Here is a 22,716-nt window from a genome sequence, read left to right on the forward strand (position 1 = left end):
CTACTCCGCCGCCGCCGGCATCCGCGCCATCTCCATCTCGCGCAGCGCCCGGCGGTACTCGACCGGCATCACCTTGACGAACTTGGTGCGGAAGCCCGCCCAGTCGTCGAGGATCTGCTTGGCCTTCGGCGAGCCGGTGTACTTGAGGTGGTTGGTGAGGAGTTGGCTGAGCCGCTCCTCGTCGTGGCCCGACATATCGGCGAGGATGTCGACCCGGCCCTTGGTCTCCAGGTCGCCGTCCTGGTGGAAGCGACGCATGATGTCGTCCTCCTCCTCGACGGGCTCCAGATCGACCATCGACAGGTTGCAGCGGTCGCGGAACGAGCCGTCCTCGTCGAGCACGTAGGCCAGCCCACCGGACATGCCCGCCGCGAAGTTGCGGCCGGTGACGCCGATGGAGACGACGACGCCGCCGGTCATGTACTCGCAGCCATGGTCGCCCATGCCCTCGACCACCGCGATGGCGCCGGAGTTGCGCACGGCGAAGCGCTCGCCGGCCGCGCCCCGTATGTAGCACTCGCCCGCGATGGCGCCGTAGAGCACGGTGTTACCGGCCATGATCGTGCGGGCGGGGGGCGCCTTCAGCGCGTCGCTCGGACGGATGATCAGCTTGCCGCCCGACAGGCCCTTGCCGACATAGTCGTTGCCGTGACCGGTCAGATCGAAGGTCACGCCCGCGGCGAGCCACGCGCCGAAGCTCTGGCCGGCGGTGCCGGAGAGCTTCACCACAATGGTGTCGTCGGGCAGCCCGTCATGGCCGTGCGCCTTGGCGACCGCGCCCGAGAGCATGGCGCCCGCCGCGCGGTCCGAGTTGCGGATCACGTCGGTCAGCGTCACCGCCTCGCCCGTCGCCAGCGCCGTCTCGGCCCCCGCGATCAGGCGGCGGTCCAGCACCGTGTCGATCGGGTGGTTCTGCGTCTCAACATGGCGGATCGCCACCTCAGGACCGACCTCGGGACGGTGGAACAGCTTGGAGAAGTCCAAGCCGCGCGCCTTCCAGTGCTCGATCGCCTCGCGCTTGTCGAGGAGATCGGAGCGGCCGATCAGGTCTTCGAGCTTCGTGAAGCCCATCGCCGCCATCAGCTCCCGCAGCTCTTCGGCCACGAAGAAGAAGTAGTTGACGACGTGCTCCGGCGTTCCCTTGAAGCGCTTGCGCAGCACCGGGTCCTGGGTGGCGACACCCACGGGGCAGGTGTTGAGATGACACTTGCGCATCATGATGCAGCCGGCCGCGATCAGGGGCGCGGTCGAGAAGCCGATCTGGTCGGCGCCGAGCAGCACCGCGATCATCACGTCCTTGCCGGTACGGATGCCGCCGTCGGCCTGGAGCGCCACGCGACCGCGCAGGCCGTTGAGCACCAGCGTCTGCTGCGTCTCGGCCAGACCCGTTTCCCACGGGCCACCCGCATGCTTGATCGAGGTCAGCGGGGCGGCACCGGTGCCGCCGTCGAAGCCGGAGATCGTGATGTGGTCGGCGCGTGCCTTGGCAACGCCCGCGGCGACCGTGCCGACGCCGACCTCGGAGACGAGCTTGACCGAGATGTCGGCGGCCGGGTTCACGTTCTTCAGGTCGAAGATGAGCTGGGCCAGATCCTCGATCGAGTAGATGTCGTGGTGCGGCGGCGGCGAGATCAGGCCGACGCCCGGCGTGGCGTAGCGGACCTTGGCGATCTTGGCATCGACCTTGTGGCCGGGCAGCTGGCCGCCCTCGCCGGGCTTCGCTCCCTGAGCCACCTTGATCTGGATCATGTCGCCGTTGACGAGGTACTCGGTCGTCACGCCGAAGCGGCCCGAGGCCACCTGCTTGATCGCCGAGCGGCGCGAGCGCCCGTCCGGACCGGTGATGAACCGGCGCGGCTCCTCGCCGCCCTCGCCCGAGTTCGAGCGACCACCGAACGAGTTCATGGCGATGGCCAGCGTCTCATGCGCCTCCTTCGAGATCGAGCCGTAGGACATGGCGCCGGTGGCGAACCGCTTGACGATCTCGACCGCCGGCTCGACCGCCGAAATGTCGACCGGCGCGCGGCCGAGATCGGCGGCGGTCTTGATCCGGAACAGGCCGCGCAAGGTCTTGAGGTGGTTCTCCTGCTCGTTCACCAGCCGGGCGTATTCGCGGTAGCGCTCGGCCGCGCCGAGGCGCACCGCGTGCTGCAGCGTCGCCACGGTGTCGGGCGTCCAGGTGTGGGTCTCGCCGCGCAGGCGATAAGCGTACTCGCCGCCGACATCGAGCGCGTTGCGGTAGATCGGGGCGTCGCCGAAGGCGTCGCGGTGGCGCTCCGCCGTCTCGCGGGCGACCTCGGCCATGCCAATGCCGCCGATGGTAGTGGCGGTGCCGAAGAAGTCCCGCGCCACGAAGTCGGCGTTAAGACCGATCGCGTCGAAGATTTGCGCGCCGCAATAAGACTGGTAGGTCGAGATGCCCATCTTGGACATGACCTTGAGCAGGCCCTTATCGATCGACTTGATGTAGCGGTAGACGATCTCGTCGTCGGTCAGGTCCGGCGGGAACTCGCCCTTCATCGCGATCAGCGTCTCGAAGGCGAGGTAGGGGTTCACGGCTTCCGCGCCGTAGCCGGCGAGGCAGGCGAAGTGATGCACCTCGCGCGGCTCGCCCGACTCGACCACGAGGCCGACCGAGGTGCGAAGACCCTTGCGGATCAGGTAGTTGTGGACCGCCGCGGTCGCCAGCAGGGCCGGGATCGGGATGCGGTCCGGCCCGACCATGCGGTCCGACAGGATGATGATGTTGTAGCCGCCCCGCACGGCGACCTCGGCCCGGTCGCACAGGCGATCGAGCGCGCCCTCCATCGCCGCCGCGCCGGACTCGGCCGCGTAGGTGATGTCGAGGGTGCGGGTGTCGAAGCGGTCCTCGAAATGCGAGATCGAGCGGATCTTCTCGAGGTCGCCGTTCGTGAGGATGGGCTGACGGACCTCCAGGCGCTTGCGCCGGGAGGCGCCCTCCATGTCGAGCAGGTTCGGGCGCGGGCCGATGAACGAGACGAGGCTCATCACGGCCTCCTCGCGGATCGGGTCGATCGGCGGGTTGGTGACCTGCGCGAAGTTCTGCTTGAAGTAGGTGTAGAGGAGCTTCGGCTTGTCGGAGAGCGCCGAGAGCGGCGTGTCCGAGCCCATGGAGCCGACCGCCTCCTGGCCGGTCACGGCCATCGGGGCCATGAGCAGCTTGAGGTCTTCCTGGGTGTAGCCGAAGGCCTGCTGGCGATCGAGCAGGGACACGTCGGTGCGCGAGGCCCGCGGCTGGATCGGGTGCAGCTCCTCCAGCACGATCTGGGTGTTCTTCACCCACTCGGCGTAGGGGTGCGCGCCGGCCAGCTCGCCCTTGATCTCCTCGTCGGAGACGATGCGGCCCTTCTCGAGGTCGATCAGCAGCATCCGGCCCGGCTGGAGGCGCCAGGACTGGACGATCTTCTCGTCCGGGATCGGCAGCACGCCCATCTCGGAGGCGAGCACGACGAGGCCGTCGTCGGTGACGATGTAGCGGGCCGGACGCAGGCCGTTGCGGTCGAGCGTCGCGCCGATCTGGCGGCCGTCGGTGAAGGCGACCGCGGCCGGGCCGTCCCACGGCTCCATCAGGGCGGCGTGGTACTCGTAGAAGGCGCGCCGCTCCTCGCTCATGAGCGGGTTGCCCGCCCAGGCCTCGGGGATGAGCATCATCATCGCGTGCGCCAGCGAGTAGCCGCCGGCCACGAGGAATTCGAGCGCGTTGTCGAAGCAGGCGGTGTCGGACTGGCCCTCGTAGGAGATCGGCCAGATCTTCGAGATGTCGTTGCCGAACAGCTCCGAATCGACGCTCGCCTGGCGCGCGGCCATCCAGTTCACGTTGCCGCGCAGCGTGTTGATCTCGCCGTTATGCGCGACCATCCGGTAGGGGTGCGACAGGCGCCAGGTCGGGAAGGTGTTGGTGGCGAAGCGCTGGTGGACGAGGGCCAGCGCCGAGACGAAGCGCGGGTCCTTCAGGTCGAGATAGTAGTGGCCGAGCTGGTGCACGAGCACCATGCCCTTGTAGACCACGGTCCGGCTCGACACCGAGACGGGGTAGAACTCCATCAGCCGCTTGTCGTCGTGGCCGTAGACCTTCCCCGAGATCACCTTGCGGGCGATGTAGACGCGCCGCTCGAAGGCGTCCTGATCGGTGAGGCTGGCCGGGCAGCCGATGAAGAGCTGGCGGTGATGCGGCTCGGTCTCCTTCACGGCCTTGCCGAGATCGGTCGAGTCGACCGGAACGTCACGCCAGCCGAGCAGCGGCAGGCCCTCGTCGGCCAGCGTCTTCTCGACGATCTCCTCGATGATCGCGCGGGCGTCCTGCGCCTGCGGCATGAAGAACTGGCCGATGGCGTAGCCGCCCGCGGGCGGCAGTTCGAAGCCGAGGCGCGAGCATTCCTCGGCGAAGAAGCCGTGGGGGATCTGGGTGAGGATGCCGCAGCCGTCGCCCATGGTCGGGTCGGCGCCGACCGCCCCGCGATGGTCGATGTTCTCCAGGATCTTGAGACCCTGCTGGACGATGGCGTGGCTGCGCCGGTCGTGCATGTCGGCGACGAAGCCGACGCCGCAGGCATCGCGCTCCTGGGCCGGATCGTAGGCACCCTGCGCCGTCGGCAGGGCGGGATCGCGCACGATCAGCGGCGCGGGACCGGCCCGCGACGGAGCCGGAGCCTCGTGCCCCGCGACCGACAGTTCAGACGAAATTCCGCTCATCGTCCGCCAATCTCCGACCCTGCCCGCATGCGAGCATGTTTCGTGCCCGAACACCAACGGTGCCCGGGCCGCGCACTTCTTTAGCCGATCGGATCCTGTCGGGGTCTTCCTGCCGGAATCGCCCGCGAGACCCGCGGGCTGCAGCGTCCGGCTTCGCTCAGCCGTCGCTCGCCCGGATCGCCTTGACGGTCGCCGGTTTGTCAGCTCGTTCGGACGTCACGTCGATCACGTGAGGAATCCCCAAAGCTCGCCCGGCGGCCAGCGCGACAAATGGGACAGTGTTGCTGTCCTATAGGGGACGTTGCCAGATTTTAGGCCTTCCAGCAAGGGGCGCGGAGCCGCAGCCGCGCGCCTTTCAACCGCGCGCCGGAGCATGCCCCCAATTCGCCCGACGCGACCCTCGGGCGCGGGCTGACGAGCCGGCATCACCGAGCGCCGGATTCGCCGCTTCGCAATCTCGCCCCATTCGAAGGCTTCAACCTTGCGCGCCGGCACGGAGGGAATGCGGGGAAGCGCGACCGCCCGTGACGCCGGGAGACCCGCGGCCAACAGCGGGCTCCCGGATATCCGTTTGTTCAGCTTCGATCTCGCGAGGTCCGCATGGCTCCGAGCCGTCCCGTCTCCGGTCGTGCCGTGACGATGCTGCGCCGTGTCGGCGTCGCCGCCCTCCTTCTCGGCGCGGGCCTGCAAGGCGCGGCCGCCCAAGGTTACTCCTGGGGCTACGGCCCGGAGGAGGTCTACGGCGCGCCGCGGGCGGTCTACCGGGCCGAGCCGGCGCTCTCCCCGCGGGCGGTGGCCTACAGCCTTCAGGATCGCGGCTTCACCGAGGTCGGCCGCCCCCGCTTCGACGGGCGCGCCTATGTGGTCGACGCCACCGGCCCGCGCGGCGCGCGGCTGCGGCTCGTGGTCGATGCCCGCGACGGTGCCGTGATCGGCCGCGAGGTCGTCGGCGAGGCCTACTATCCCACCGCGATCCGCCCGCGCCCGGTCGCGCCGGGCTACGGCTGGACCGAGGAGGACGGCCGCTCCCGCCGCATCCGCGAGGCCGAGGCGTTGGTGCCGCCCGCCGACATCCCCTCCGCGGCGCCCGCCCCCACCTATCGCGGTCCCGCCCTCGGCGAGGGACGCGTCCGGACCGAGCGCGCCCCGTCGCGGCCCTCGCTGCCGCGCCAACAAGCGAATGCCGCGGATGCGGGCATCGCTCCGCAGATCGCCCCCGAGGCCAACCCCTACGGCCTCAACCCCGACGCCGCCCGTCCGGACGCCGCGCGCAAGACGGCGAAGGTCGCTCCGGCGGCCAGGCCTCCGGTCGCCCGCACCGCCCCGGCCGCCCCGGCGCCGAGCCTGCGACCGGCCGAGGCCGCCGCGCCCCGGGAGACGCCGACGGCCAAGGCGGATCGGACGCCTGTGGACACCGCTCCCGCCAAAAGCGCGGAGCCGGCCGAGCCCACCCCTCCGGTCAAGACCGCCGAATCCAGCCCGGCGCTGGCGCCCGCGCCGAAGGACCGTTCGTGGCAGGATCCACCCGCCGACCGCAAACCCGTCCGGGTGATCGGCGGCGCGACGATCGTCCCCGGCGGCAGCAACGAGGCCGGGGCGAACTGAAGCGCGGCCGGGAGGGCTCAGCCCTCTTCGCCCGCCAGCACGAGGCGCTCGCGGCCGGAAAAGACCGTGAGGGTGTCGGAGCGGGCGATGGCGCACAGGGTCAGGCCGTGGCAGCGCGCCCGCTCGATGGCGAGCGAGGTCGGCGCCGAGATCGCCACCAGCACCGAGGCGCCGAGCACGGCGGCTTTCTCCGCCATCTCGAACGAGCAGCGGCTGGTGATGACGAGAAACCCATCGTCCGGCCGCACGCCCTCTCGCATCAGCGCGCCGATCAACTTATCCAACGCATTGTGGCGGCCGACATCCTCGCGCACGGCCGTGAGCGTGCCGTCGAGCCGGGCCCAGGCGGCGGCGTGAACCGCCCGAGTCTCCCGGTTGAGCGCCTGACGGTCGAAGAGCGCATCGAGCGCTGCCTGGATCGCCCGCAGGCCGACGCGCGGCCCGCCGAGAGCCGCATCCTCGCGCGTCTTCGCCATGGGCAGGGCGGACAGGTCGTCGATGCCGCAGACGCCGCAGCCGGTGCGCCCGGAAATGGCGCGTTTGCGGGCCAGATGCTCGCGCAGGCGCCCCGGGGCGAGGTCGACGAGGAGCCGCAGGCCGCCCTCCCCCTCCTCGACCGACACGCCACGGATTTCGTCCGCCGTCTCGACCACGCCCTCGGTCAGGCTGAAGCCGTAGGCGAAATCGGTGAGGTCGCCGGGGGTCAGCATCATCACCGCGTAGGGCACGCTGCCGTAGATGACGTTGACCGGGGTCTCGACGGCGAGCGCCCGCGAATCGGCCCTCGGTTCGGGGGAATCGTAGGCCACGACCAGCGTTCCGACCCGGACGGAGGTGGGGGGGAGGCCCGTATCCATGCCCGTTCCGCCCTGCCCCATCGCCGCACCTTCAGATCCCGCCGGATGTCACCCCGGACCCATTGACCCGCGTCCAACGGACGCGAAGCGACGCCGTTGCGGTTGCGGTTTTACGATCAGTATGGTTCTACGTCGCGATCGCCCGTCCGGCAGCGCCAGGTCAAGCCGAACAACCGGCATGGCACGCCGGGATCGGGCCGCCCGAGGGATTTGCGATCAGGCTTCGTGAATTCAAGGGCTAAGAACTCAACAGGCACTTTGGGGAGCCAGGCGGGGAACATGCGGAAGACGCAGGCGCAACATTGGTCACTGAGAGGGGCCGCCGCTCTCGGCGCCCTTCTCGTCCCGTCTTCCATCGCGCTGGCGGCCGGCATCGGCCAGCCCGAGCCGTGGCAGATGGACCGTCAGGTCGCGGTGACGGCGGAGGCCCACGATCTCCACGTCTTCGAGAACTGGCTGCACTGGCTCGCGTTCGGCATCTCGCTGTTCGTGCTGGCGCTGATCGTCTACGTGATCTTCAAGTTCAACGAGAAGGCGAACCCGACGCCGTCCCGCACCACGCACAACACGATGATCGAGGTGGCTTGGACCATCATCCCGGTCCTGATCCTCGTCGCCGTCGCGATCCCGTCCTTCCGGACGCTGCGCACCCAGCTCTCCGACCCGAAGGCCGACGTGCTGGTCAAGGTGATCGGCCACGCGTGGTACTGGTCCTACGAGTACCCGACGTCCGAGGGTGACAAGGGCGGCTTCACCTTCGACGCCAACGTCGACGAGGACAAGCAGCCCAAGCTGCTGGCCACCGACAACGACATGGTCGTGCCGGTCGGCAAGATCGTGAAGGTGCAGGTCACCTCCGGCGACGTGATCCATTCCTGGGCGATCCCGTCCTTCGGCGGCAAGATCGACGCGATCCCCGGCCGTCTGAACCAGTGGTGGTTCAAGGCCGACCGCGAGGGCACCTATCACGGCCAGTGCTCCGAGCTGTGCGGCGCCCGCCACGCCTACATGCCGATCACCGTGCGCGTGGTCTCCGAGCAGGCCTACGCCGAGTGGCTCACCGAGGCGAAGACCAAGTTCGCCGCCATCGACAACGGCTCGCGCCTCGCGGACGCCCGCTGACGCTTTCGTCGGGCCGGGGTCCCTGCCCCGGCCGAACCCTGAACTCGCCAGAGGCGACAGAGATCTGAGCAAGGCATAGAGATGGCCACAGCCGCAGCACATGCCGGGCACGACGCCCACGACGACCACAAGCCCTCGTTCTTCTCCCGTTGGTTCCTCTCCACGAACCACAAGGACATCGGCACCCTCTACCTCGTGTTCGCCTTCATGGCGGGCACGATCGGCGCCTTCCTCTCCTTCGGCATCCGCATGGAGATGGAAGAGCCCGGCCTGCAGTACTTTTCGAACCCGGCCACCTACAACGTGTTCGTGACCGGCCACGGCCTCATCATGGTGTTCTTCATGGTGATGCCCGCGCTCATCGGCGGCTTCGGCAACTGGTTCGTCCCGCTGATGATCGGCGCGCCGGACATGGCCTTCCCGCGGATGAACAACATCTCGTTCTGGCTGACCGTGTCGGGCTTCGCCTGCCTCGTCTGCTCGCTGTTCGTCGAGGGTTCGCCCGGCGCACAGGGCGCCGGCACCGGCTGGACCGTCTATCCGCCGCTCTCCTCCGCCACCGGCCATCCGGGCCCGGCGGTCGATTTCGCGATCTTCTCGCTCCACCTCGCCGGTGCGGGCTCGATCCTCGGCGCGATCAACTTCATCACCACCATCCTCAACATGCGCGCCCCCGGCATGACGCTGCACAAGATGCCGCTCTTCGCCTGGGCCGAGCTCGTCACCGCATTCCTGCTGCTCCTGTCGCTCCCGGTGCTCGCCGGCGCGATCACGATGCTGCTCACCGACCGTAACTTCGGCACGACCTTCTTCGCCCCCGAGGGCGGCGGCGATCCGGTGCTCTACCAGCACCTGTTCTGGTTCTTCGGCCACCCCGAAGTGTACGTGATGATCCTGCCGGCTTTCGGCATCGTCTCGCACATCATCGCCACCTTCTCGAAGAAGCCCGTCTTCGGCTACCTCGCGATGGCCTACGCCATGGTCGCCATCGGCGTCGTCGGCTTCGTCGTGTGGGCCCACCACATGTACACCGTCGGCCTGTCGCTCCAGACGCAGTCCTACTTCGTCTTCGCCACGATGGTGATCGCGGTCCCGACCGGCGTGAAGATCTTCTCGTGGATCGCGACCATGTGGGGCGGTTCGATCCGCTTCACCGCCGCGATGCACTGGGCGGTCGGCTTCATCTTCCTGTTCACGGTCGGCGGCGTCACCGGCGTCGTGCTCGCCAACTCGGCGGTCGATAAGTACCTGCACGACACCTACTACGTCGTCGCGCACTTCCACTACGTGCTCTCGCTGGGTGCGGTGTTCATCATCTTCGCCGGTGTCTACTACTGGTTCCCGAAGATGACCGGCCACATCATCCCCGAGTGGGCGGGCAAGCTGCACTTCTGGCTGGCCTTCATCGGTGCGAACATCCTGTTCTTCCCGATGCACTTCCTGGGTCTCGCCGGCATGCCGCGCCGCTACGCCGACTACCCGGAGGCCTTCGCCGGCTGGCACAAGGTCGCGACGCTCGGCGGTCACGTCTTCGCCCTCGGCATGGTGGTCTTCGTGATCGGCATCGTGCTGGCCTTCCGCTCGAAGACCCGCGCTGCGGACAATCCGTGGGGCGAGGGTGCCACCACTCTGGAGTGGACGCTGTCGTCGCCTCCGCCCTTCCACCAGTTCGAGACGCTCCCGAAGATCGTCGACGAGCCGGCCCACTAACCAACATCGCGAGGACCGCCCCGGCGGTCCTCGCCCTTTCCCCGAGGCCTTCGCGATTCCTTCGGGATCCGGAAGGCTTCCGGCAAAGGGCGGCGATCCGAACCCTCCCTCCCGCGTCAACCCAAGCGTTCAGAACACGGTTTTCATGACGACCCTGTCGAACAGCGTCACCGCCGACACCCCGACCTTCGCCCCCGCCGTGGGCGGCGAGGTGCGCGACTTCTTCGCGCTGCTGAAGCCGCGGGTGATGGTGCTCGTCATCTTCACGGCGCTCGTCGGCATGGTGGTGTCGGACGTCACCGTGAACCCGGTGATCGCGGCGATCTCGCTCCTGATGATCGCGGTGGGCGCGGGCGCCTCCGGCTGCCTCAACATGTGGTGGGACGCCGATATCGACGCCCTGATGACCCGCACCGCCAAGCGGCCGATCCCGGACGGGCGCATCCGCCCGGACGAGGCGCTGGCCTTCGGCATCGTGCTCTCGGTCGGCTCGGTGCTGATCCTCGGGCTCGCCTCCAACTGGCTCGCCGCGGGCCTGCTCGCCTTCACCATCGTCTTCTACGCCGTGATCTACTCGATGTGGCTGAAGCGGGCGACGGCGCAGAACATCGTCATCGGCGGCGCCGCGGGCGCCCTCCCCCCGGTGGTCGGCCAGGCCGCGGTGACCGGCCATGTCGGCCTCGAGTCGCTGATCCTGTTCGCGATCATCTTCATCTGGACGCCGCCGCATTTCTGGGCGCTCGCTCTGGTGAAGAGCGGCGAGTACGCCAAGGCCGGCATCCCGATGATGCCGAACGTCGCCGGCCCGGATTCCACCCGCCGCCAGATCGTCTGGTACACCCTGCTGCTCGCCCCGCTCGGCCTCGCGCCCGTGTTCTTCGGCTTCGGCGGCTGGCTCTACGCGCTGGTGGGCGTGCTCGGAGGCCTCGGCATGCTGGCCGGCGCCGTGCAGGTGTTCCGCCTGCGCCAGGGCGAGTCCGAGCGTAAGGCCGCGATGGGCCTGTTCGCCTTCTCGATCCTCTACCTGTTCCTGCTGTTCTCGGCGCTGCTCGCCGAGCAGGGGCTCGGCCTCTACCGCGCGGTCGTGGTTTGAGGCCCGGCATGAGCGACCTTCCCGACGGCATCCGCCCGCTGACGCCCGCAGAGGCGCAGACGCGCCGCAAGCGCTCGCTGGCCATCGCGCTGACGCTCGGCGCCCTGGTGATCCTGTTCTTCGTGCTGACGATCGCCAAGCTCGGACCGCAGGTCCTGCAACGGCCGCTCTAGGGGCGAGGTGATGGTGCAGGGCTCCGAAAGGCAGATCCAGGCGGCCCGCGGCGTGCGCCGCACCGTGGCGGCCTGTGCGGGCGTGGTGCTGGCCATGGGCGGCCTCGCCCTCGCCTCGGCGCCGCTCTACGACATGTTCTGCAAGGCGACGGGGTTCAACGGCACGCCTCTGGTCGGCGCCGCGCCCGCGGCCACCGACGGCGAGGCTCTGGCCCCGGTCACCGTCCGCTTCGACACCAACGTCTCGAAGAATCTGTCCTGGCGGTTCCGTCCGGAGCAGGCGAGCGTCGAGGCGGTGCCGGGCCGGACCGCGACGGTGTTCTTCAAGGTGACGAACACGGGGAAGGAGCCGTCCAAGGGCATCGCCGTGTTCAACGTGCAGCCCGACCTGATGGGCTCCTACTTCGTCAAGGTGCAGTGCTTCTGCTTCGACGAGCACACGCTGCAGCCCGGCGAGTCGGCGGAGTTCCCGCTGGTGTTCTACGTCGACCCGGCCCTGCGCAAGGATCCCGACATCGGCACGCTGCCGGAGATGACCCTGTCCTACACCTACTTCCCGTCGAAGAACGGGGCGCCGGTGGCGGAAGCGGCGAAGCCGAGCAAGACGACGAATTTCTGAAGGTCCAAGCGTGACAAGGGCGCGGGGGCCGCAGTAGAGCTTCACCGGGATCGGGCCTCAGGCGCGATCCTCAACAAGGTAACAGAGGGCCCGGCCGTCGATGCGGCGACGGGTACGGGCGAAGGGAGACCCATTGCGATGGCCGGGGCGCACGCCAAGAATCACGACTACCACATCATCAATCCGAGCCCGTGGCCCCTCCTCGGTGCGTTCTCCGGGTTCCTGATGGCCTTCGGCGCCGTCTTCTGGATGAAGGGCCTCTCGCTCGGCGGTCTCGCCGTCGGCCCCTACGTGTTCGGCGCCGGCACGCTCGGCGTGCTCTACACCATGCTGTCGTGGTGGAAGGACGTCACCCACGAGGCCAATTCCGGCGACCACACCCGCGTCGTCCAGCTCCATCACCGCTACGGCATGATCATGTTCATCGCCTCCGAGGTGATGTTCTTCGTGGCGTGGTTCTGGGCCTATTTCGAGGCCGCGCTCTACACCGCCGACCCGATCCAGGCGACCCGCGTCGAGTTCACCGGCGGCGTCTGGCCGCCCAAGGGCATCGAGTCGTTCGACCCCTGGCACCTGCCGCTGCTGAACACGCTGATCCTGCTCACCTCCGGCACCACCGTGACCTGGGCCCACCACGCCCTGCTCCACGGCGACCGCAAGGGCCTGAAGTACGGCCTGTGGCTGACGATCATCCTCGGCGTGCTGTTCACCGCCTGCCAGGCCTACGAGTACGCCCACGCCCATTTCGGCTTCTCGGGTTCGATCTACTCGGCGACCTTCTTCATGGCGACGGGCTTCCACGGCGCCCACGTCATCATCGGCACGATCTTCCTCGCCGTCTGCCTGCTGCGGACCTACAAGGGCGACTTCACGCCCAAGCAGCATCTCGGCTTCGAGTTCGCTGCTTGGTACTGGCACTTCGTCGACGTGGTGTGGCTGTTCCTGTTCGCTGCCATCTACGTCTGGGGCGCCGGCGCCTCGGCCCACTGAGGCCCTCCCCATCCGGCCGCCCTGCAACGGCGGCAACCCAGAAGGGCGGCGCGAGCCGCCCTTTTTTGCGTGCGCTCCCCTCGCCGGCTCGTCATACCGGGAGGGTGCCAGAGCCTCGTCCTGGAGATCGGATCCAGGACGAGGCGCCCGATCCTTGTGCCGCATCGTCGTTTCCGAAAACCGGAAACCACCCTTCGGGACGATGCTCTCGGACGACGCCCATGAACCGAACCGCCCCCTCCCCGATCTCGACCGGTCTGCGCGGGCGCTGCCCGGCCTGCGGAGAGGGGCACCTGTTTCGCGGCTTCCTGTCCGTCCGCCCGGCCTGCGAGGTCTGCGGCCAGGATTTTTCGCGCTTCGATTCCGCGGATGGACCGGCCTTTTTCGTGATGTCGATCACCGGCTTCGTCGTGGCCGGCACCGCCCTCTGGCTGGAAATCACCTACGAGCCGCCGGTTTGGGTCCACGCCCTCGTCGCCGGCACGCTGGCGGTCGGTTTGAGCCTGCTGCTGGTGCGTCCGCTGAAAGGCGTGCTGGCCGCCGTCCAATTCGCCAACAAGGCTGAGCAGGGACGTTTTCGATAGTGATGTCTTCCGCCGACCGATCCGCCCGCCTGCGCAGCCTCATAGCCCCGGGCCTCGCGGCGCTCGTCTGCCTCGCCATCCTCCTCGGCCTCGGTGTCTGGCAACTCGCCCGCAAGGGCGAGAAGGAGGCCTTGATCGCCCGCATCGTCGAGCGCTCCCACGTCGAGCCGCCCGCCGCGCCGCCGCCCTTCGATGCCTGGGATCCCAAGGCCGACGAGTTCCGCCGGGTGCGGGCGCGCGGCACCTTCCTCCATGACAAGGAGGTGCTGGTCCACGGCCTCGCGCCGGGCGAGCCCGGCCGGGCGCTCCAGGGCTTCTATGTCCTGACCCCGCTCATGCGCGACGACGGCACCGCGATTCTCGTCAACCGCGGCTTCGTCCCGACCGAGCTGAAGGACCCGAAGAGCCGCGCCGCCGGACAGGTCGCGGGCGAGACCGCCGTGACCGGCATGCTGCGCGGCAGCGAGATCCGCACGATGTTCGTGCCGGAATCCGATCCCGCCCGCGATCAGTGGTACACCCGTGATATCGCGGCCATCGCGGCGGCTCGTGGGCTGACGAACGTCGCGCCCTACCTGATCGAGGCGGACGCGACCCAAAATCCCGGCGGCTGGCCCCGCGGCGGAAACCTGCGGGTCGATCTGCCCAACAACCACCTGCAATACGCGTTCACGTGGTTCGGCATCGCCGCCTGCCTCGTCGGCGTGTTTTCCGTCTTCGCGTGGCGGCGCCTGAACGATCCGGTGGAGCCCGACGTGCCCTGAGCGCGTTGGCCCGCGGCCTGCTTCACGCGAGGCGGGCCGCGCCGGGATCGATTGCGTCCGGCGTGGGAAGCACGGAGCGCCCCCCGCCATGCGCAGAGCCGTCGTTCTGATCCCCCTCGCCCTGGTTTGCGGCATCCTGTCCGCCCGGGCCGATGAGACCGCCCAAAGGGCCGCCCGCGCCACCATCGAGCGCCAGATCGAGGCCTTCCGCCGCAACGATTCGGGCGCCGCTTATGCCGAGGCCGCCCCGCAGATCCGTAATCTGTTCCCCTCCCCCGATACCTTCATCGCCATGGTGGAGAAGGGCTATGCCCCGGTCCTGCGCCCGCGCAGCTACCGCTTCGAGGCCGCCGAGGAGACGGCCGAGGACGAGATCGCCCAGGGCATGAGTCTGCAGGACGAGGCCGGCATCGACTGGGTGGCGCTCTACACGCTCCAGCGGCAGGTGGACGGCCAATGGCGGATCACCGGCTGTCAGCTGAAGAAGGCGCCGGGCGACGCCGCCTGACGGGTTCGGAACATCGTCCCGATAGGGGGCCTCGCCGTCGGGGCGAAGCTTCAGGGCCCGCCGCCGGTTCGGCGGCGGGCCCTGGCGGGCGCCTCACTCGTAGGAGCGGGGCCGGACACGCTTGTAACGGAGGCCGTCGGCGGTGGTGTAGATATCGACCGTCGCCAGCGTCTTCTGCAGATCCTCGCGGGCGTGTTCGAACGAGAAGCGCTTCGCGCGCTCCAGGGCGCCGGCGCTGATGCGCTCCCACAGGGCCTCGTCGGAATAGAGCCGCAGCACCTGCGCGGCCCAGACCCGCGGCTCGTCGGCCACGAGGCAGTCGAGCTCGTTCGACAGGCCCGTGCCCTCGATCGCGATCGGCGAGAACACACCGGCGAGCCCGTAGGACAGGCTTTCCAGCACCTTGCCCTTGATGCCCGCGCCCGAACGCAGCGGCGCGACGAAGACGCGGGTCGAGCTCAGGACCGCGTCCAGATCCGGCACGTAGCCATGCACCTTCACGCTGTCGGAGGCGAAATCCATCACCTCCTTGGTCGGGTTGCTGCCGACGATGTGAAAGACGATCGACGGATCCTTGGCCAGAAGCTCGGGCATCACCTCGGTGACGAAGAAGCGGGCCGCCTCGACGTTCGGTGGATGGCCGAAGCCTCCGAGGAACAGGATGTCCTTGGTGTCGGCGAAGGTCGGTTTGGCGTCGCCGCGCACGTCGACGACCCACGGCACCCGCCCGAGCTTGGCGGCCGGGAGATGGCTTTCGAGAACCGTGAGCTCGACATCGGAATAGCTCAGCGTCAGATCGGCCTCGGCGATCATCTCCAGCTCGCGGCGCTTGGTCTCGAGCGCACCCTCGAGGGTATAGTTCGGCTCCTGGGCTTTCGCCGCGCGCATCTCGCGGAGGAAGTGCAGGTCGGCGAGGTTGAGGATCACCTTGATGCTGCGCGAATGCTCGCGGATCAGGGAGATGACACTACCGAAGGTGTAGTAACGCGTGACGTAGACGAGGTCGAAGTCGCCGATGCGGTCGCGGATGAAGGCCGAGATGTCGGTGACGAACGGGGCGTAGAGGCACTCGACGCCGATCTTCTGCAAGGCTCGCGTGTGCCGGTCCATGAAGGCGAGGTTGAGCGGCAGGAACGTCACCTTCATGCCCAGGCTCTGGAACAGCCGGATCTCCTGGAAGGCGGCGTAGCTGCCAGCGTCGTTGTCGACCATCGGATAATGGTTGTCGATCACCAGCATCCGCTGACGGACGTGGCGGTCCTTCTCCCGATCGACGTTGACGCCCTCGCGGCCGTGGTCCTTGAACAGGTTGACCCACTTCTTCTTGAATTTCGGCCGGTTGACCTCTTGGTACTTCTTCATGCCCGAGGTCACGTCGGTACCCGACGACTGCCCCTCGTAATGCACGACGACCGAGCTCGGCACGTAGAGCACGCGCTTGCCGGCGTGGCGCACCTTCATGGCGAGGTCGGTATCCTCGAAATAACCGGGTATGAACTCGCGGCTGAAGTAGCCGATCTGGCGCAGGAGCTCGGAATCGATGAGCAGGGCGGCGCCGGAGACGTAATCGGCCTGACGCAGGTAGTTGAACTTCGGATCGCTGTTGTTCTGGTTGCGGCCGTAGTTCCACGGATTGCCGCTGTCCCAGATGACGCCGCCCGCCTCCTGCAGGGTGCCGTCCGGGTAGATCAGCTTGGAGCCGACGAGGCCGACGTCGTCGAAATCTTCGTAGGCGTGGATCAACTCGTCGAGCCAGTTGGCCGTGACCTCAGTGTCGTTGTTGAGGAACACCGTGTAGCGACCGCGCGCGGCGGCTGCGCCGCGGTTGCAGCTCTCGACGAAACCTTTGGCGGTCGGGTTGCGCAGGCAGGTGACGCCGGTGACGGTCTCGGCGATGGCCACGGTCTCGTCGGTCGAGCCGTCATCGACGAGGATGACCTCGAAGCTATAGGCCGTGTAGGCGAACAGAAGCGCCGACAGGCAGAGATAAGTCACCTCGAACTTGTTGTGCAGCGGGATGACGATGCTGACGTCCGGCGTTTCCACCGCCGGGAAGGCGATCGGCCGATACTTCGCGCGCTTGCGGATGCCGTCGAGCAGCGTCTCCTGCAGGGCATACAGATTCGGGATGCGGGCGGCGTCCCGCGGGTCGCGGTGCCATTGGCGGTAGGATTTCAGGTGAAAGGCCGCGAGCGACGACAGCGTCGCGTCGAAGGGCTTCTTGGCGTAGGTCTGCAACGCCGTCCAGGGCGTCATCTGGAAGTCGAGCAGCACCGTCGTGTGGTGCAGGACGGCGTCGTCGGCAGCGTTGCGGATCGAGACGACGTGGTACTGACCGTCGAAGTATCGGCTGTCGATCTTGATGCTGTGGCTGATCTGTTCGGCGTCCAGCAGCAGCTCGATCTGTCTGATCGGGGTGTCGTCGACGCAGACGTCCAGCTTGACGTAGGGATGATTCGTCGAGCTGCGTGAAACCGTGACGTTGATCTGGTCGAACTTGACCCGGAATTCGCTGATTTTGAAGTCGAAGCCGTAGGAGATCGCGTTCTTGATCACGTGTTCGTGGCCGCCGATCACGATGGCGATGTCGTTGCTGCCCTTGCGGCTTTCGAAGGCGACGAGCGGCAGCTTCGCTCGGTAGGCGACGATCCGGGCCGGTCCGTCCTCTCGGGCGAGGCGCAGGAACTCGCTCGACAGGACGACCGCGTCCTCGACCTCCGCCAGCGACGGGTTGGCGAAGAAGAAGTAGCTGTTGGTCTGGCTGGTGCTGGCGCCCTTCTCGATGAGGATACGCAGGCGGCGGGCGCCGCCGGGCGCGTCGAGACGGACGCGGAGCGGATGATAATCCTCGATCCGCGTTCCGCCCTTGCGGACGGTCGCGACGTCGTGGGCCTGCCGATGCACGACCCGTCCTGCGGCATCAAGGAACTGGAAAACGAAGCAGGCGTCGCAGCGATGGGTCGCGACTAGGGCGGTGAAAAGGTAGGTTTGGTCCGCCTCGACTGCGAGATCGTCGCTGTTCAGCGGATCGAAGAGACGCGTCACGGCAGTCATGGGCCGCTCGGCTGCGACGTCGTTCTCGGTGAAGATGAAGTACGTGTCGCTGCCGGATAGGGTCCAGTTGCGGACGTTCTTGCCGATCCGTGCGCCTGTCGGCGTCTCGACGAAACGCCACATCAGCCCCTTGTCGGAGGTGACGAGGTGGTTGACGACCTGGCGATCGAGCACACGCCGGCTCAGGATGACGCCGCTCTCCTCGAAACCGTAGCGGTCTCGCAGGATGACGGAGGCTTCGATCTGGGACGCCCCCGCCTGCATGAACTCGATCGTTTTGTCGGGGCAGATTTTGTATGACGCCACATGGCCCTTCGCATCTTCTTGATCGCGATGGATGGTCATGTTCCGAAGTCCTGTTGGCAGGTGATTTCGATACCGCGCCGTGGGTCGCTTCGGGCAATTCCCGTCATGACCTCACGCGGCCGGCAGCTGTCGGCGCTGTCAGTATGGGAACCGATCCGCCTGGTCAAGCGACGAAGGACTGTGTAGCTTTGTCGAACAGGCGTGTGATTCGTGATGTCAATGGAATAATCCTTACATAATTTTGGCGATATTGATTTTGCCGAAGACAATCATTCGATTGATATTTGGAGGTCGGCGCCGTGCCGGACCGGATCAGCGGATTGCCTCGATCCTCGTTTCCGCGTTCGCACGCGTCGCAGGATCCCGAAGTCGCTCGATCGCCGCTGCGATCAAGGCGGGCGCAGCGTGCAGGGTTCCGAGTTCCACCGCCGACATCGCCCGCATCACCGGCAGGAGGTTCGCTCCCGCCCGGCCCTCCTCGTCGAACAGCCGCAGGTCGTCGTCGGAGCCGAGGCCCACGCTTCCGGCGATGCGCGCGGCGTAGTTGCGGATGCGGGTCTCGTCGTTCGCGCAGAGCGGGGCCGGGACGGAGAGGTCGAGCAAGCTTCCTTTCGGCAGGGCGGCAAGCGGCGGCAGCGCGGCGGCCTCCGCGACGAGGCGGTTCGGATCCGTCGCCCGTCGCGGGGTCAGCAAGGCGGCCGGATCTGCGGTCGGACGGGGCACCGGGCCGGCGGAAGCCGAGGAGAGGCCGGTTGCGATGTCGGCGGCGGGCCTCAGCGGCGGCAGGGCCGCGGCGCGGGGGATGCGGCCGGGATGGCCGGCGAGCCGCGCCCGCGCCGACCAGGGCTGGACCCGCAATGCCCCCGAGACCGGCGGCCGCGCCACCCCGCCGCGGCCGTGGCGGGCGAGGAAGCGGGCGCGCAGGGTCCGGCCGATGCCCTGCGGCGCAAGGCTCACGGAGACGGCGGGGGTTGCCGTCCCGCCCCGCGGGACCGAGCGGGCGACGGGGCGCGGCGCCCCGCACTCGGCGGGGGCCCAGCGCCGCACGATGGCGAGCGCCGAACGGCGGCCGTAACCGCGGTAATAGCGGCGCAGCAGCTGGGCGGCGGCCTCCGCCCCGTCCGCGGCGGTGGCGAAGCCCGTATGGCCTTCCGCGTCGCCGCCGAGTTCGCCCGACCAGCGCGCCTGCTTCACGCACCAGTAATTGTTGAGCCGCACGCAGCGGGCGACGAAGCCCGGCTCGGAGGCGGCGTAGCGGACCACGAGGGCGAGGGAGGTCGGCGCGAGGTTCTCGCCGGCCTCTTCGCGCCAGTTCGACACGGCGCGGGCGACGAGGCTGAGGCTCGGCGGCAAGGGAGGGGCGGCTCCCGGTGGGGCGCCCGATGCCGGCGCCGTCGGCAGGCGCGCCACCACGGCCTGCGCGGCGGCCCGCCCCGCGGTCTCGGCCTCGCGCGGCAGCATCGAGAGGGCCAGGAGGGTTTCGAGGAGCAATCAATCCCCCGTCGGGCGGGCCGGAAACGGTCTCGCTCGGAAACGGCGCAGCCGGGCGAACGGTTCGACGGCGCGACCGTCTTCGGGCGATGCGGCGCGGCGAACGCCTCAATCGTCCTCCATCTCCGCCGCGAGCTGGCGCGGGCGGACGTAGCGCAGCAGCGTGCCGGTCCCCTCGCCGATCGCCTCCCAACGGTCGGCCTCGAACTCGATCACCGCCAGCGCCGCCGTCGGGAATTTTTCGCGCAGGTCCCGGCGCAGTTCCTTGGGGCCCTCACCGACGAGGCGCAGGGCCGCCTCGCCGAGTCCGGGATTGTGGCCGATCACCATCAGATTCTCCACGTCGTCCGGCGCCGAGCGGATGGCGTCGAGGATGCGGGTGGAGGGCGCCTCGTAGATCGAGGGCACCGTCTCTTCGCGCGTCCCGTCGAGGAAGGGCCGCACGGCGCTCCAAGTCTCCTGCGTGCGCCGCGCGGGCGAGACCATGGCGAGGCCGGGCCGCAGGCCCTCGCGGGCGATATAATCGCCCATCAGGGGGGCGGCCTCGCGCCCGCGGGGGCCGAGCGGCCGGTCGATATCGGCCACGCCCTGCGGGTAGGCGGATTTGGCGTGACGCAGGAGCAGAAGGCGGCGGCTCATCGGAAGCCCACCACGGCGTGCGGCACGTAGGGTGCCTCCAGGGCGGCGATCTCGTCCTCAGTCAGCGCGAGGTCGAGGGCCGCGACGGCGTCGTCGAGATGGCCCGGCTTCGAGGCGCCGACGATCGGCGCGGCGACCTCCGGCTTTTGCAGCACCCAGGCCAGCGCCACCTGCGCCCGCGACACGCCGCGGGCCTGTGCGATCGCGGCCACCGCTTCGACCACCTTGCGGTCGGCCTCGAGCGTCGCGTCGTAGAGCCCCTTGCCGACGAGGTCGCTTTCCTGGCGGGCGCTGCCCTCGTCGAAGTCGCGGGTTAGCCGGCCCCGGGCGAGCGGGCTCCACGGGATCAGCGGGATGCCCTGGTCGGCGCAGAGCGGGATCATCTCCCGCTCCTCCTCGCGGTGGAGCAGGTTGAGGTGGTTCTGCATCGTGGCAAACCGCGTCCAGCCGTGGCTTTCGGCAGTGTAGATCGCCTTGGCGAATTGCCACGCGAACATCGACGAGGCGCCGATGTAACGAGCCTTGCCGGCCTTCACGACATCGTGCAGCGCCTCCAGCGTCACCTCGATCGGCGTGTCGTAGTCCCAGCGGTGGATCTGGTAGAGATCGACATAGTCGGTGCCGAGCCGCTTCAGCGAGGCGTCGATCGCCGAGAAGATCGCCTTGCGCGACAGGCCGCCCGCGTTGGGCCGCTGGGTGAGCGGGTAATAGACCTTGGTGGCCAGCACGATCTCGTCGCGGCTGGCGAAATCCTTCAACGCCCGGCCGACGATCTCCTCGGACGTGCCGTCGGAATAGTAATTGGCGGTATCGAAGAAATTGATGCCGAGGTCGAGCGCCCGGCGGATCAGCGGGCGGCTCTCCGCCTCTGGCATCGTCCAGGGATGGGGCCCGCGCTCGGGCACGCCGTAGGTCATGCAGCCGAGGCAGAGCGGTGAGACGTCGAGGCCGGTGCGGCCGAGCTTTTTCGTCTTCATGGGGAAGCACCGCGCGGAAAGGGGCGACGTGCCCTTAGATGGGGCGCCCGGCGCCGTCGTCACCGCGGCCCGGCCCTGTGGCGGGCGCAGGGCCCAGGGCCTCGCGCGGCCGCGACGACGGGCTCTCGTGGCGCGCGGCGGGATCGGCGTCGAGGCGGAAGGCAGCGGAGTGAGCCGGTCGTCGAGCCCGGTCACGGCCCGCCTCAAGGGGGCAGGCCGGTATCCGGGCTTAAAGCCGGCTCAGCCGCCCCTGCCCTCGCGCCGCATCATGAAGGCCAGCTTCTCGAACAGGCCGACATCCTGCTCGTTCTTGAGCAGCGCCCCGTGCAGCGGCGGGATCAGCTTGCGGCCGTCAAGCTCGCGCAGGGTCTCGGGCGAGACATCCTCGGCCACCAAGAGCTTGAGCCAGTCGAGCAGCTCCGAGGTCGAGGGCTTCTTCTTGAGGCCCGGCACCTCGCGGGTCTCCAGGAACACCCGCAGCGCCTCCTCGACGAGCCGGTGCTTGATGCCCGGATAATGCACCTCGACGATCTGTTGCAGCGTCTCGGCATCCGGGAACTTGATGTAGTGGAAGAAGCAGCGCCTCAGGAACGCGTCCGGCAGCTCCTTCTCGTTGTTCGAGGTGATGATGACGATCGGGCGCACGCGCGCCCGCACCGTCTCGCCGGTCTCGTAGACGTGGAACTCCATCCGGTCGAGTTCGGTCAGGAGGTCGTTGGGGAACTCGATGTCGGCCTTGTCGATCTCGTCGATCAGCAGCACCGGCCGCTCCGGGGCGGTGAAGGCCTCCCACAGCTTGCCGCGGCGGATGTAGTTGGCGATGTCCGACACCCGCGGGTCGCCGAGCTGCGAATCGCGCAGCCGCGAAACCGCGTCGTACTCGTAGAGCCCCTGCTGCGCCTTGGTGGTCGACTTGACGTTCCACGTCAGCAGCGGCGCGTTCAGCCCCTTGGCGATCTCTTCCGCCAGCACGGTCTTGCCGGTGCCGGGCTCGCCCTTCACCAGCAGTGGGCGCTCCAGCACGATCGCGGCGTTGACCGCCGTGGTGAGATCGGGCGGCGCGACGTAGGTGTCGGTTCCGGAAAATCGCATGGCGGCTCGCGTCGGGAGGTGAGCGCCGGCCTAACCCGGCAGGGCCGGCTCCCGCAAGCCGAGCCTTAGAGCGCCTAACAGAACCGTCTGATCTGGTTGAGGGTGATGAGGCTGGCTGCGAGGGTGGTGAAGGCGTCGTAGATGTCGGCGCGGCGCTCGTAGCGGACGGGCAGGCGGCGGAAGCGGTTGAACCAAGCGTGAGTGCGCTCCACGACCCAGCGGTGGCGGCCGAGCTTTTGGCTGCTCTCGATGCCTTTGCGGGCGATGCGTGGGACGATCCCACGCGCCCGACACTCCTGGCGGCGCGCCTTGGCCTCGTAGGCCTTGTCGGCGTGCAGCTTGTCGGGGCGTCGGCGCGGTCGACCGCGCCGGCCCGTGCTCAGCGGCGGGATGGCATCGAGGGTCGGCGCCATCTCCGG

At 68.5% G+C, this 22,716-nt stretch carries 18 protein-coding genes; 10 read left to right on the forward strand and 8 right to left on the reverse strand.

Annotated elements, in window-relative coordinates:
* Window positions 1–4,713, reverse strand: coding sequence for a glutamate synthase large subunit (gene gltB, locus BM140_RS12015; RefSeq protein WP_091946093.1), 4,713 nt, complete (start codon window positions 4,711–4,713; stop codon window positions 1–3).
* A 600-nt stretch (window positions 4,714–5,313) separates the two neighbouring features.
* Here gltB and BM140_RS12020 point away from each other — a divergent pair.
* Window positions 5,314–6,318, forward strand: coding sequence for a hypothetical protein (locus BM140_RS12020; protein ID WP_131803806.1), 1,005 nt, complete (start codon window positions 5,314–5,316; stop codon window positions 6,316–6,318).
* A gap of 17 nt (window positions 6,319–6,335) precedes the next feature.
* Here the strand turns inward: BM140_RS12020 and fdhD are convergent, their stop codons facing one another.
* Window positions 6,336–7,175 carry a formate dehydrogenase accessory sulfurtransferase FdhD gene (gene fdhD, locus BM140_RS12025; RefSeq protein WP_244535399.1) on the reverse strand — a complete coding sequence of 280 codons (840 nt, stop codon included), beginning with the start codon at window positions 7,173–7,175 and terminating at the stop codon, window positions 6,336–6,338.
* Between the two features lie 279 nt (window positions 7,176–7,454).
* Between fdhD and coxB the strand changes: the two genes are divergently transcribed.
* The 9 genes from coxB (at window position 7,455) to BM140_RS12065 (ending at window position 14,738) form a co-directional block, all read left to right on the forward strand.
* Entirely contained in the window at window positions 7,455–8,297 is an 843-nt protein-coding gene (gene coxB / locus BM140_RS12030) for a cytochrome c oxidase subunit II (RefSeq protein WP_091946105.1), read from the forward strand.
* 81 nt (window positions 8,298–8,378) lie between these two features.
* The gene (gene ctaD, locus BM140_RS12035; RefSeq protein WP_091946108.1) at window positions 8,379–10,007 is read left to right on the forward strand and encodes a cytochrome c oxidase subunit I; all 1,629 of its coding nucleotides are present in this window, start codon (window positions 8,379–8,381) and stop codon (window positions 10,005–10,007) included.
* A gap of 145 nt (window positions 10,008–10,152) precedes the next feature.
* Window positions 10,153–11,100: a heme o synthase gene (locus tag BM140_RS12040; RefSeq protein ID WP_091946111.1), complete on the forward strand. Its 948-nt coding sequence runs from the start codon at window positions 10,153–10,155 to the stop codon at window positions 11,098–11,100.
* An 8-nt stretch (window positions 11,101–11,108) separates the two neighbouring features.
* On the forward strand, window positions 11,109–11,273 hold the full coding sequence (locus BM140_RS25855; RefSeq protein ID WP_165616443.1) for a hypothetical protein: 165 nt from the start codon (window positions 11,109–11,111) through the stop codon (window positions 11,271–11,273).
* Between the two features lie 10 nt (window positions 11,274–11,283).
* Complete coding sequence (locus tag BM140_RS12045) at window positions 11,284–11,892, forward strand: cytochrome c oxidase assembly protein (RefSeq protein ID WP_091946114.1); 609 nt, start codon at window positions 11,284–11,286, stop codon at window positions 11,890–11,892.
* Between the two features lie 138 nt (window positions 11,893–12,030).
* Entirely contained in the window at window positions 12,031–12,882 is an 852-nt protein-coding gene (locus BM140_RS12050; RefSeq protein ID WP_091946117.1) for a cytochrome c oxidase subunit 3, read from the forward strand.
* A gap of 221 nt (window positions 12,883–13,103) precedes the next feature.
* Window positions 13,104–13,466, forward strand: coding sequence for a DUF983 domain-containing protein (locus BM140_RS12055; protein WP_091946120.1), 363 nt, complete (start codon window positions 13,104–13,106; stop codon window positions 13,464–13,466).
* Between the two features lie 2 nt (window positions 13,467–13,468).
* Window positions 13,469–14,230 carry an SURF1 family protein gene (locus tag BM140_RS12060; RefSeq protein WP_091946124.1) on the forward strand — a complete coding sequence of 254 codons (762 nt, stop codon included), beginning with the start codon at window positions 13,469–13,471 and terminating at the stop codon, window positions 14,228–14,230.
* An 88-nt stretch (window positions 14,231–14,318) separates the two neighbouring features.
* Window positions 14,319–14,738: a DUF4864 domain-containing protein gene (locus BM140_RS12065; RefSeq protein ID WP_091946127.1), complete on the forward strand. Its 420-nt coding sequence runs from the start codon at window positions 14,319–14,321 to the stop codon at window positions 14,736–14,738.
* Window positions 14,739–14,831: 93 nt separating this feature from the next.
* On the opposite strand, the gene BM140_RS12070 is transcribed toward BM140_RS12065, so the two are convergent.
* The 6 genes from BM140_RS12070 to BM140_RS12095 form a co-directional block, all read right to left on the reverse strand.
* Window positions 14,832–18,098 (reverse strand): glycosyltransferase, encoded by a 3,267-nt coding sequence (locus tag BM140_RS12070; RefSeq protein WP_165616444.1) that lies wholly within the window; start codon window positions 18,096–18,098, stop codon window positions 14,832–14,834.
* Window positions 18,099–18,410: 312 nt separating this feature from the next.
* Window positions 18,411–19,589, reverse strand: a complete 1,179-nt coding sequence (locus BM140_RS12075; RefSeq protein WP_091946133.1) for a hypothetical protein — start codon at window positions 19,587–19,589, stop codon at window positions 18,411–18,413.
* A 108-nt stretch (window positions 19,590–19,697) separates the two neighbouring features.
* Entirely contained in the window at window positions 19,698–20,228 is a 531-nt protein-coding gene (locus BM140_RS12080; protein WP_091946136.1) for a SixA phosphatase family protein, read from the reverse strand.
* Window positions 20,225–21,205: an aldo/keto reductase gene (locus BM140_RS12085; protein WP_091946139.1), complete on the reverse strand. Its 981-nt coding sequence runs from the start codon at window positions 21,203–21,205 to the stop codon at window positions 20,225–20,227. The genes BM140_RS12080 and BM140_RS12085 overlap by 4 nt, the downstream gene beginning before the upstream one ends.
* 240 nt (window positions 21,206–21,445) lie before the next feature.
* The gene (locus tag BM140_RS12090; RefSeq protein ID WP_091946142.1) at window positions 21,446–22,297 is read right to left on the reverse strand and encodes an AAA family ATPase; all 852 of its coding nucleotides are present in this window, start codon (window positions 22,295–22,297) and stop codon (window positions 21,446–21,448) included.
* Between the two features lie 74 nt (window positions 22,298–22,371).
* Window positions 22,372–22,716: transposase (locus BM140_RS12095; RefSeq protein ID WP_165616445.1), on the reverse strand; the 345-nt coding region annotated here is incomplete at its 5' end.

This window comes from Methylorubrum salsuginis (assembly GCF_900114375.1).
GTDB lineage: Bacteria > Pseudomonadota > Alphaproteobacteria > Rhizobiales > Beijerinckiaceae > Methylobacterium > Methylobacterium salsuginis.

Bases quoted from the DNA above. Each gene is read 5' to 3' on its own strand.
- gltB (WP_091946093.1), bottom strand. From the start codon at position 4,713: ATGAGCGGAATTTCGTCTGAACTGTCGGTCGCGGGGCACGAGGCTCCG.
- BM140_RS12020 (WP_131803806.1), top strand. From the start codon at position 5,314: ATGGCTCCGAGCCGTCCCGTCTCCGGTCGTGCCGTGACGATGCTGCGC.
- fdhD (WP_244535399.1), bottom strand. From the start codon at position 7,175: ATGGATACGGGCCTCCCCCCCACCTCCGTCCGGGTCGGAACGCTGGTC.
- coxB (WP_091946105.1), top strand. From the start codon at position 7,455: ATGCGGAAGACGCAGGCGCAACATTGGTCACTGAGAGGGGCCGCCGCT.
- ctaD (WP_091946108.1), top strand. From the start codon at position 8,379: ATGGCCACAGCCGCAGCACATGCCGGGCACGACGCCCACGACGACCAC.
- BM140_RS12040 (WP_091946111.1), top strand. From the start codon at position 10,153: ATGACGACCCTGTCGAACAGCGTCACCGCCGACACCCCGACCTTCGCC.
- BM140_RS25855 (WP_165616443.1), top strand. From the start codon at position 11,109: ATGAGCGACCTTCCCGACGGCATCCGCCCGCTGACGCCCGCAGAGGCG.
- BM140_RS12045 (WP_091946114.1), top strand. From the start codon at position 11,284: ATGGTGCAGGGCTCCGAAAGGCAGATCCAGGCGGCCCGCGGCGTGCGC.
- BM140_RS12050 (WP_091946117.1), top strand. From the start codon at position 12,031: ATGGCCGGGGCGCACGCCAAGAATCACGACTACCACATCATCAATCCG.
- BM140_RS12055 (WP_091946120.1), top strand. From the start codon at position 13,104: ATGAACCGAACCGCCCCCTCCCCGATCTCGACCGGTCTGCGCGGGCGC.
- BM140_RS12060 (WP_091946124.1), top strand. From the start codon at position 13,469: ATGTCTTCCGCCGACCGATCCGCCCGCCTGCGCAGCCTCATAGCCCCG.
- BM140_RS12065 (WP_091946127.1), top strand. From the start codon at position 14,319: ATGCGCAGAGCCGTCGTTCTGATCCCCCTCGCCCTGGTTTGCGGCATC.
- BM140_RS12080 (WP_091946136.1), bottom strand. From the start codon at position 20,228: ATGAGCCGCCGCCTTCTGCTCCTGCGTCACGCCAAATCCGCCTACCCG.
- BM140_RS12085 (WP_091946139.1), bottom strand. From the start codon at position 21,205: ATGAAGACGAAAAAGCTCGGCCGCACCGGCCTCGACGTCTCACCGCTC.
- BM140_RS12090 (WP_091946142.1), bottom strand. From the start codon at position 22,297: ATGCGATTTTCCGGAACCGACACCTACGTCGCGCCGCCCGATCTCACC.